The sequence below is a fragment of the Sphingopyxis sp. genome (assembly GCF_016463645.1).
In the GTDB taxonomy this organism is placed as follows: domain Bacteria; phylum Pseudomonadota; class Alphaproteobacteria; order Sphingomonadales; family Sphingomonadaceae; genus Sphingopyxis.
In genome coordinates this window covers 1-9,581 of sequence record NZ_JAEMQX010000125.1, presented here as the reverse complement: position 1 = coordinate 9,581, position 9,581 = coordinate 1, and the positions used below count along the sequence as shown (strand labels likewise).

At 63.6% G+C, this 9,581-nt stretch carries 10 protein-coding genes; 2 read left to right on the top strand and 8 right to left on the bottom strand.

The window, feature by feature from the left end:
* The 3 genes from JHC57_RS18485 to JHC57_RS18475 all read right to left on the bottom strand — a co-directional run.
* Positions 1 to 271: DUF817 family protein (locus tag JHC57_RS18485; protein ID WP_294031879.1), on the bottom strand; the 271-nt coding region annotated here is incomplete at its 3' end.
* Positions 264 to 1,070: a lipid II flippase Amj family protein gene (locus JHC57_RS18480; protein WP_294031877.1), complete on the bottom strand. Its 807-nt coding sequence runs from the start codon at positions 1,068 to 1,070 to the stop codon at positions 264 to 266. The genes JHC57_RS18480 and JHC57_RS18485, both read right to left, overlap by 8 nt.
* A gap of 31 nt (positions 1,071 to 1,101) precedes the next feature.
* The gene (locus JHC57_RS18475) at positions 1,102 to 2,280 is read right to left on the bottom strand and encodes a VWA domain-containing protein (protein ID WP_294031876.1); all 1,179 of its coding nucleotides are present in this window, start codon (positions 2,278 to 2,280) and stop codon (positions 1,102 to 1,104) included.
* Positions 2,281 to 2,410: 130 nt separating this feature from the next.
* On the opposite strand from JHC57_RS18475, the gene JHC57_RS18470 reads away from it, so the two are divergent.
* Entirely contained in the window at positions 2,411 to 3,808 is a 1,398-nt protein-coding gene (locus tag JHC57_RS18470; protein ID WP_294031874.1) for a methyl-accepting chemotaxis protein, read from the top strand.
* 9 nt (positions 3,809 to 3,817) lie between these two features.
* Here JHC57_RS18470 and JHC57_RS18465 read toward each other — a convergent pair whose 3' ends face one another.
* The 4 genes from JHC57_RS18465 to JHC57_RS18450 form a co-directional block, all read right to left on the bottom strand.
* Positions 3,818 to 4,663 (bottom strand): MoxR family ATPase, encoded by an 846-nt coding sequence (locus JHC57_RS18465; RefSeq protein ID WP_294031873.1) that lies wholly within the window; start codon positions 4,661 to 4,663, stop codon positions 3,818 to 3,820.
* A gap of 91 nt (positions 4,664 to 4,754) precedes the next feature.
* Positions 4,755 to 5,426, bottom strand: a complete 672-nt coding sequence (locus tag JHC57_RS18460; RefSeq protein ID WP_294031872.1) for a hypothetical protein — start codon at positions 5,424 to 5,426, stop codon at positions 4,755 to 4,757.
* Between the two features lie 261 nt (positions 5,427 to 5,687).
* Complete coding sequence (locus tag JHC57_RS18455) at positions 5,688 to 5,981, bottom strand: PspC domain-containing protein (RefSeq protein WP_294031871.1); 294 nt, start codon at positions 5,979 to 5,981, stop codon at positions 5,688 to 5,690.
* A 314-nt stretch (positions 5,982 to 6,295) separates the two neighbouring features.
* Positions 6,296 to 7,363: a winged helix-turn-helix domain-containing protein gene (locus JHC57_RS18450; RefSeq protein ID WP_294031870.1), complete on the bottom strand. Its 1,068-nt coding sequence runs from the start codon at positions 7,361 to 7,363 to the stop codon at positions 6,296 to 6,298.
* Positions 7,364 to 7,449: 86 nt separating this feature from the next.
* Here JHC57_RS18450 and JHC57_RS18445 point away from each other — a divergent pair, with 86 nt between their 5' ends.
* Positions 7,450 to 8,007, top strand: coding sequence for a hypothetical protein (locus JHC57_RS18445; protein ID WP_294031869.1), 558 nt, complete (start codon positions 7,450 to 7,452; stop codon positions 8,005 to 8,007).
* 33 nt (positions 8,008 to 8,040) lie between these two features.
* On the opposite strand, the gene rpoD is transcribed toward JHC57_RS18445, so the two are convergent.
* A partial coding sequence (rpoD, locus tag JHC57_RS18440) for an RNA polymerase sigma factor RpoD (protein ID WP_294031868.1) occupies positions 8,041 to 9,581 on the bottom strand: 1,541 nt, incomplete at its 5' end.

The following is a 9,581-nucleotide window of genomic DNA, read 5'->3' as shown; positions in this document are numbered from 1 at the left end:
CGAGCCGGAAGGCGAGCATGGCGAACTGGATCAGCACCGCGCCGATCGTGATCGCATCATAGCGGTGAAGCGGCGCATTCGAGGGCCAGAAGAGATGCGTTCCGAGTAGCAGCGCTAGCATCAGCCCGCCGAACAGGCACGCCCAGCCCTGCTTGAACCCGAAGACTAGAAATTCGAGAAACCAGCCGCGCGGCCCCGGCGCGACCGCCATCGCTTCCAGCCGCGAACGGACGGCGTGGAAACGACTATGGCCGCGGGGCAGTTCAGACATAGACGGCGACCCAGGCGATCAGAGCGGCTGCGGGCAGAAGGAGCGCCTGCGCGAGAACGGTGCCGGCGAGGCGGCTCAGCGAGATGAAGGTGATCGCGCGGCGGAAATCGGCCTCGTCGACTTTCCCCTCGACCGCGTCGTCGGTCATCACCGACAGCTGCGGGTCGATGAAGGCGAAGAGCAGGATCGTCGCGAAGCCGTTGATCAGCGCCGAGAGCTGCGATGCGGTGACGCGGAATTCGGGCGCGAGATAGCCGGCATAGAGCGAGGCGACGACGCCGACCGCGAGCAAGGATTGCGCGAGGCAGTTGGCGATCAGCACACCCCAGCCGATCCCCTTCGGCATTTGCCAGCTCTTGAGATGCGAAAGGCTGGGGACGGTCAGCGACCGCCCCAATGTACGCAGGCCGCTGGGGCTCGCCGCCTTCAGCGCGAGCTTCGTCGTCGAGCGGTTGTTCTGGTACCAGCCGATCGCGGCGGCGAACATACGCTGCCCGGTGGGTACGAGCAGGATGCCGATCAGCGTCGCGACGCTCGCCGCGGCGAGCACCATCTGCATGTCGAAAAAAAGCTGGCCGCCGCTGCCGTCGTGGATGCGCGTCTCGATCCGCTTGGCGAGGAAGGGGCCGAGAAAGCTGTTCGACGTGCGGGAGAAGAGCACGAGGATGTTGAACAGCGCGAAGGACATGGCGATGCGCCGCGTACGGACGCCGGCGATACGCGCGGCATAGGCGAGCGCACCGATCAGGTTGATGAAGCCGGTGAGCAACAGGATGGTGACGAGGGGGAGGTCGATCATCTTCGCGCCCCTAGCGCTGCCGCTGCCCGCGTCAATGCTTTCGCGTCAGCTCGCGCATCGCGTCGTCGAGCCCTGCAAGCGTCAGCGGATACATGCGGTCGTTCATCAGCTGTTTGATCAGCTTCACCGACTGGGTGTAGCCCCAGTGCGCTTCGGGCACCGGGTTAAGCCACACCGCGGCGGGATAGACATGGGTGATGCGCTGGAGCCAGACCGCGCCCGATTCCTCGTTGAAATGTTCGACGCTGCCGCCCGGATGGGTGATTTCATAGGCGCTCATCGACGCGTCGCCGACGAAGATCACCTTATAATCATGGCCATATTTGTGGAGGATATCCCACATCTGGTGGCGTTCGGACCAGCGGCGCCTGTTGTCCTTCCACACGCCCTCATAGGGACAGTTGTGGAAGTAGAAGAATTCGAGATTCTTGAACTCTGTGGTCGCGGCGCTGAACAATTCCTCGCAGAGCTTGATGAACGGGTCCATCGAGCCGCCAACGTCGAGGAACAGCAGCAGCTTGACCGCGTTGCGCCGTTCGGGGCGCATCCTGATGTCGAGCCAGCCCTGCCGGGCGGTGCCGTCGATCGTGCCCGGAATGTCGAGCTCGTCGGCGGCGCCCTCGCGCGCGAACTTGCGCAGGCGGCGGAGTGCAATCTTGATGTTGCGGGTGCCGAGTTCCTTGGTGTTGTCGAGATTCTGGAACTCGCGCTTTTCCCAGACCTTCAGGGCGCGCTTGTGCTTGCTCTCGCCGCCGATGCGCACGCCTTCGGGATTATAGCCCGAATTGCCAAACGGGCTGGTGCCGCCCGTACCGATCCACTTGTTGCCACCCTCGTGGCGCTTCTGCTGTTCCTCGAGCCGCTCTTTCAGCGTCTCCATGATCTTGTCCCAGTCGCCGAGTGACTCGATCGCTGCCATTTCCTCGGGCGTCAGGAACTTCTCGGCGACCGCCTTCAGCCAGTCGGCGGGGACGTCGACGGGGTTCTGGCCATAATCGGAGATGATTCCCTTGAAGACCTTGTTGAACACCTGGTCGAAGCGGTCGAGCAGTCCCTCGTCCTTCACATAGATCGTGCGACTGAGGTAATAGAATTGCTCGGGGCTGCGGTCGATCGCCTCGCGGTCGAGCGCCTCCAGCAGCATCAGATGCTCTTTCAGGCTGGCGGGAATACCCGCGGCACGAAGCTCGTCGAGAAAGCCGAAAAACATGGGGCATGGGGTATCGTGTTCGCGGGTCGCGCGCAATCACTTTACGTGAACGTAAAGCAAGATCGAATTGACGCCCCGTTAACCAATGTTCGGCATAGCTCCTCGATCATTCAGGGACGTGGGCAAGCCAATGAAATATGATCCGATCAACCCGTCGGCGCCGATTCTCGACCAGTCCGTCGCGAGCGACTGCGGCGAGCTGGCTGTCGGGTGCAGCGATGCCGCGGGGCGGATCAAGCGCGCGACCGACCAGATGGAGCGCCAGATCGGCGAGCTCGGGCGGCTCGAGGAATATGTCGTCGGTCTCGAGGCCGATCAGCGCCAGATCGCCGATTCGACCGACGAGGCGAAATTGCTGTCGGCGCGCGCGTGCGAACAGCTCGATACCGGCGCCGAACGCGTCAATACGGCAGTTGCCGAATTTCGCTCGGTCATCGATCTCGTCGCACGACTGGGTACGCACGTCACCAACTTTGCCGCGGTGATGGAGCAGGTGCAGCAGGTCAGCCAATCGATCGAACAGATCGCCAAGACCACCAACATGCTTGCGCTCAATGCCGCGATCGAGGCCGAGCGTGCGGGGGATGCGGGGCGCACCTTTGCGGTGGTCGCCGCCGAGGTGAAGAAGCTGGCGCAGAACACGCGCGGCGCGACCGACGAAATCCGTCGTTCGATCGGCAGTCTTGCGACCGAAGCCAGCGGGCTGGTGGCCGAAATCCAGTCGGGGGTCGAACAGTCCAGCCGCGCCGAGGCGCAATTCGAAACGATTACCGACGCGCTCCACGATGCGACGCACCTCGTTGCCCTGCTCGACGACCAGAGCGACCGCATCGCGCAGTCGAGCGCGATGGTGCACGCCAATGGCGCGAAGGTGCGCGAGGCGCTCGATCTGGTCGTGTCTTCGGTGCGCGACAATAGCTCGACGCTTGGCGGCACGCGCGATTCGATCCTGTCGATGGAGCATGTGTCGAACCGCATGTTCAACGCCGTGATTTCGGCAGGCGTGAGCCCGCAGGATTCGGCGATCGTCGAACTGGCCGCGAAAGTGCGCGACGAATTCGTCGGGCTGGCGGAACGCGCGGTCGCGCACGGCGAGCTGACCATGGAGCAGCTTTTCGACACCAATTATGTGCGGGTGCCGAACTCGAATCCCGAGCGCTTCCGTACGACGCTCTGCGACTGGGCCGACGCGAACTGGCGCCCGCTCTTCGACCGCATCGTCGCCAGTCATCCCGAGATCAAGATGTCGTCGGCGGGCGACATGAATGGCTTCCTGCCGACACATATTACCGACTGTTCGCGCGCACCGACGGGTGACATCGAACATGACACGGCGCACTGCCGTAACGGACGCCTTCTCTATGACGAGACCGATGCCGCGGCAAAGCGCAGCACTGCGCCCTTCTTCATGACGGTCTATCGACAGGAAGGTGACGGCATCAATTACCTGACGGTGCGCAACGTCTATATGCCGGCGGTGATCAACGGCCGCCGCTGGGGCGACGTCGAGGTCGCCTATCAGCTTTGACGTGGGCGCCTAGCTGCCCTGACGGCGCGCCATGAAGGCGAGCTTTTCGAACAGCATCACATCCTGCTCATTCTTGAGCAAGGCGCCGTGCAGCGGCGGGATCGCCTTGCCGACGTCGCGGTTCTGAAGGACCTCGAGCGGCATGTCCTCGTTGAGCAGCAGCTTCAGCCAGTCGATCAGCTCGCTTGTCGAGGGCTTTTTCTTGAGCCCCGGAACCTCGCGGACCTCGTAAAAGATGTCCATCGCGCGGCTGACCAGCGTTTTCTGGATGCCGGGGAAGTGGACCTCGACGATTTCGGCCATCGTGTCGCGGTCGGGGAACTTGATATAGTGGAAGAAGCAGCGGCGCAGGAAGGCGTCGGGCAGTTCCTTCTCGTTGTTCGAGGTGATGACGACGATCGGGCGTTCCTTCGCTGTAATCGTCTCATCCGTCTCATAGACGTGGAAGGCCATGCGGTCGAGTTCCTGAAGCAGGTCGTTCGGGAATTCGATATCGGCCTTGTCGATCTCGTCGATCAGCAGCACGGGGAGCTTGGGCGAGGTGAACGCCTCCCACAATTTGCCCTTCCGGATATAGTTGCGGATGTCGTGGACGCGCTCCTCGCCGAGCTGACCGTCGCGCAGACGCGCAACGGCATCATATTCATAGAGGCCCTGTTGCGCTTTCGTCGTCGACTTGATGTTCCAGGTGATCAGCGGCGCGTCGAACGCCTTGGCGATCTCTTCGGCCAGCACGGTCTTCCCCGTGCCGGGTTCGCCCTTCACGAGCAGCGGGCGGCGCAGCAGGGTCGCGGCGTTGACTGCAACCTTCAGGTCGTCGGTGGCGATATAGGCGCTGGTACCTTCGAAACGCATGGGCTCGCGGCCTTTCCCTTAACGTGAACGTCAAGCAGGCATAGCGGGGGCAGGGAAGTGGCGCAAGCGCGCCCGGGCAGACTCGCGGACGTCAGGGGTGCAGACGGCTCGCGGCGCGCGCGGCCATCAGGTCCCAGAGGCCGCTGTGCTGGGTGATCAACTGCTGCGCGCCGAACACCATCGCACGCTCGATCGCGGGCGTTTCGGCGATCATCGTCGCGAGGCGCGCGGTGTCGCGCAGATCGGGCAGGATGCAGGTCGGCGGAACGAGGTCGAGCCGCAGCGCGCTGATGTCGAGCAGCACCCGGATCGTGCGCCAGTCGAGCGTCAGTGCGATCGCCGCGCCGAGCGCGCACCCGTGGCGGTCCGACTCGGCGAGCATGTCGATCGCCTTGCGCTGCGCGGCGACGGCCGCCTCGCACTGCGCCTGACCTTGGGTGCTCGGCACAGGGCCGACCGCCGACGCGATTTTCGACAGGAAGGCTCGTTCCTCGACAAAGGCATCGGCCGCCTGATCCATCCACTTGCGCGATGCCGGGTCGACCGCCTTGCGCGCGGCATTGTCGATCACGCCGGGATAGCGGCCGTGGAGCAGACAGAGGAAATGGACGGCGTCGGCGAGGTTGCGCATCGCCTCAGGCCCGCTCGACAGTGCGCCCGAGCGGACGTGCGGATGCGCGCCGGTGCCGTCGCTGGCGACCAGCGAATCGAGCAGTTCGGCGACGCCGCGCGTCGGTGCTTGGTGCTGGGTCGACTGGCTCAAGGCTTGATCCTCGCTGTCGGCAGGGTGCGGGCACCCAAGCCAATGGAATTACAGCGATCGGTCATAGGACAACGTCGTAAACGACGCGTTTATGAGCGGCGTTCGATTTGCCGTCGGGTCTGTTTCAGTCAGGGACAATCGGGTGAAAGGCAAGGAGACCGGCACGCCCCGGGGGAAGCTTGCCGGTCCCGTCGATATGGCGCCGGGACGCCATCGGAGCGGAAGGGCCAGACGGGGAGAGGGATGCCCGGCCGGGTCCGCTCAAGCTGCGAGTGCGAGCTCTTCCGCCTTTTCACCCTTGGGCGCGTCGGCTTCGACCGTGCTCAGCGCGGGCTGGGCTGCGGCGTCCTTTGCGGGGAAGAGCAGGCGCGATGCGAGCACGATCAGGCCGAGCCCGAAATAGGCGGCGAAGGTCTGCACCGGAAAGAAGAAGAGCGGCGCGATCAGCGCGAGACGCAGATACAGCGGGTTGAAGCCGAAATCCTGGCCCACGGCCTCGCAGATACCGAAGAAGGTGTCGCGGCGGCGGAAGAGATTGGTGGTTTCGTTCTGCATTTTCTTGTCTTTCCCTTGGCTGCGAGCACGCCCCGCGCCGATGCACGATGCGTCGCAAAGGCCGTGCCAATTTTCGCAGTCCCTCGAATTTCCGGGCTTTTCCTGTCTCACCCCGACAGGCAGTCCGCAATTATTCCTGAATCGATTCCCATCCAGTGGGGATGATTGCCATTTGATGGCGCGACCCTTAACCGGTCATGAAGCGCTCACCATCCGATGACGCGCGCTATCTGGGACGGAGATATGAAGATTTAAAGAAGTCGGAGCAAAAAATTGTGCGCTGCAGCACGCCGCAAGCGTTTGTTCCGGTTTGTTTAACGCGTCGGCCGGGAAACGGAGGCGACGTCAGAGGCCCGCGCGAATGCCATCGCGCCGACGACACAGGCGCCGAACAGCAGGCATTCGATGCCCGAGGTCGCGGCCCGACTGACCGGACCGAAACCGTTCTCGCCGAAAAGTGCGCCGATCGCGTCGAGCCGAAAGCGCGATTCGGGAAAGCGCCGAAGAAGAAAATCGAGGCTGCCACCAAGGAAGGTTCCGCCGGAAAGCGAAATGGCGACGCCCGCCGCGCCGGCGACAAGGCCGCCGAGTGCGGCGCTTAGCGCCAATGCCGGCATGTAATGACGCGCTATCCATACAGCGAGGCCGACTGCGGCACCCAATGTCACGCCTTCCGATGCGCCGGTCATGTCACCGGGCGACTGGCCGAGCAGCAACGCGAAGGCGTCGAGACCGACGAGCCTTGCCATGCTGCCGGTCAGCAGGCCGCCTACTGCGCCGCCCAGCACGGTCCAGTACCAGCGTTCGTCGGGCGCGAATTCGGCTGCGGCGATCCCGGCGCCGACGCCCGCGCCGGCAATCAGCCCGACGATCATGTTGATCGCCAGCAGGACGAACAGGACCGACGTCCCGCCCATCATGGTACCGGTCCCGACGCCGAAGCCGTAGAAGAGGCCACCGAGCACGCCGGCGATGCCGCCGCCGACGATACCCGCAGCGCCGATCGTCAGGAAGCGGCGCCACCGGTCGTGGCCCTCGGCCGCCGCCGGGGCGGCGTCCCCGGCAATGGCCACGACCACGCCGATGAAACGATAGCCGTGCTTGGGGACCGTTTCGATGAAACGCGGGTTTCCCGCATCGTCGCCGAGCAGGCGGCGCAGCGTACGGATACATTGTGTCAGCGCTTCGTCGGTGACCGGCACGCCGTGCCATACGTCGGCCATGAAACGGTCCTTGGTAACGAGCCGTCCGCGCTCGCGCAGCAGCAGCGTCAGCGCGTCGAAATAACGGTTGCTGAGTTCGACCGCGGTGCCCGCCCGGCGCAGGCTGCGATCGGCGCGATCGACCGTGAAATCATCGAACTGATAGCGGTCCGGATCCATTTTTCAGCAAAATCTCATGAACTGCTCATGCCGCTCATCGGCCGGTAGCGCAGGATAAAGCCTCAAACAGCGAAGGAGGCAAGTCCATGGTGAGCGAAGCAAAAACGGGATGGAACGGCTGGCGCGTGCTGCGCTGGGGAATCGCGGCGGCGCTACTGTTGACCCCGGCGGCGATGATGCAGATCAGCGACGAATGGAATTGGGGGCCGGCGTCCTTCATCCTCGCGGGGATCATGATCTGCGGCCCGATCCTCGTTTATGAGCGCTCGGCGCGTATCTGGCCGAGCCTCGCCTATCGCGGCGGCGTCGTGACGGCGCTGATCGTGTCCTTCCTGCTGATCTGGATCAATCTGGCGGTGGGGATCGTCGGCGAGGACAATCCGATCAATTTCAGCTTCTTCCTGCTGATCTTCACCTCGGTCGTCGGCGCCTTTGCGGCACGGTTTCAGCCCGACGGAATGGCGCGTGCGATGCTCGGCACCGCGGCGGTGCAGCTGCTGCTGGCGATCGCGATCGCAACGGCGCCTTCGACGCAGCGCGAGCCCGGCGGCGCGGTCGGCGCGCTCGTCCTCTGCGGTTTTTTCGCGGTGCTGTGGCTGGTCTCGGCCGCCCTGTTCCACAAGGCAAGCAAAGCCGAACGTTAAAAAAAAAGGCCCCGCCGGAGCGGGGCCTTTCATTTACTGGTCGAGGAAGCTGCGCATCTTGCGGCTGCGGCTCGGATGCTTCAGCTTGCGGAGCGCTTTGGCCTCGATCTGGCGGATACGTTCGCGCGTCACGCTGAACTGCTGACCCACCTCTTCGAGCGTGTGGTCGGTGTTCATCCCGATGCCGAAGCGCATGCGCAGCACGCGTTCTTCACGCGGGGTGAGCGAAGCGAGGACGCGGGTCACCGTTTCCTTGAGGTTCGACTGTACCGCGGCGTCGACCGGGATGACCGCATTCTTGTCCTCGATGAAATCGCCGAGGTGGCTGTCTTCCTCGTCGCCGATCGGCGTTTCGAGGGAGATCGGCTCCTTGGCGATCTTCATCACCTTGCGGACCTTTTCGAGCGGCATCGACAGGCGCTCGGCCATTTCCTCCGGCGTCGGCTCGCGGCCGCTTTCGTGGAGGAACTGGCGGCTGCAGCGCACGAGCTTGTTGATCGTCTCGATCATATGGACCGGGATGCGGATCGTGCGCGCCTGGTCGGCGATCGAGCGGGTGATCGCCTGCCGGATCCACCAGGTCGCATAGGTGCTGAACTTGTAGCCGCGGCGATACTCGAACTTGTCGACCGCCTTCATCAGGCCGATATTGCCTTCCTGAATGAGGTCGAGGAACTGCAGGCCGCGGTTGGTGTATTTCTTGGCGATCGAGATCACCAGACGCAGGTTCGCCTCGACCATTTCCTTCTTGGCGATGCGCGCTTCGCGCTCGCCCTTCTGGACCATGTTCACGACGCGGCGGAATTCGACGAGGCTCATGCCCGCCGCCTGCGCGATTTCCGAAATCTCGATGCGGATACGGTCGACCGCGCCGGCTTCATTCTCGGCGAAGGCGGTCCATTTCTTGTCGATCCCGCCGACCTCGTCGAGCCAGTTCTCTTCGAGTTCGCGCCCGACATAATTGTCGAGGAACGATTTGCGCGGCACCTTGTGACGCTCGGCAAGGCGCAGCATCTGCCCGCCGAGCGCGGTCAGGCGGCGATTGTAGCTGTAAAGCTGGTCGACGAGATATTCGATCTTGGTGCCGTGGAACTGCACGCTTTCGACCTGCGCGGTGAGCTCCTCGCGCAGCTTGTGATATTTCTTCTCCGATGCCGCGGGGAATTCCTCGCCGCCCGACAGCGACTCGAGGCGTGCTTCCTGCAGCTTCGAAAACGCCTTGAAGCTCTTGGTGATGTTCGCGAATTTTTCGAGCGCATCGGGCTTCAGCAGCTCTTCCATCGCCGCGAGGCTGAGCGTGTTGTCTTCCTCATCCTCCTCGAAGCTTTCGCGTTTGCCCGATGAGCCTTCGCCGTCCTCGTCGTCGCCGTCGGCCGAGGGTTCTTCCTCGACCTCGTCCTCGTCCTTGAACGAGACGCCGGCGGTTTTCTCGCTGATCTCGCCGTCGTCCTCGGCGCCTTCCTCGTCGAGATTCTCGGGCGCCGGATCCTTCGACAGCATCGCTTCGAGATCGACGATCTCGCGCAGCTGCATGTCGCCGTTGTTGAGCGCGTTCGACCATTCGATGATCGCGT

Excerpts from the sequence above, each read along its gene's own strand:
- JHC57_RS18475 (WP_294031876.1), bottom strand. The coding sequence starts at position 2,280 with ATGTTTTTCGGCTTTCTCGACGAGCTTCGTGCCGCGGGTATTCCCGCC.
- JHC57_RS18455 (WP_294031871.1), bottom strand. The coding sequence starts at position 5,981 with ATGCAGAACGAAACCACCAATCTCTTCCGCCGCCGCGACACCTTCTTC.
- JHC57_RS18470 (WP_294031874.1), top strand. The coding sequence starts at position 2,411 with ATGAAATATGATCCGATCAACCCGTCGGCGCCGATTCTCGACCAGTCC.
- JHC57_RS18445 (WP_294031869.1), top strand. The coding sequence starts at position 7,450 with ATGGTGAGCGAAGCAAAAACGGGATGGAACGGCTGGCGCGTGCTGCGC.
- JHC57_RS18480 (WP_294031877.1), bottom strand. The coding sequence starts at position 1,070 with ATGATCGACCTCCCCCTCGTCACCATCCTGTTGCTCACCGGCTTCATC.
- JHC57_RS18450 (WP_294031870.1), bottom strand. The coding sequence starts at position 7,363 with ATGGATCCGGACCGCTATCAGTTCGATGATTTCACGGTCGATCGCGCC.
- JHC57_RS18465 (WP_294031873.1), bottom strand. The coding sequence starts at position 4,663 with ATGCGTTTCGAAGGTACCAGCGCCTATATCGCCACCGACGACCTGAAG.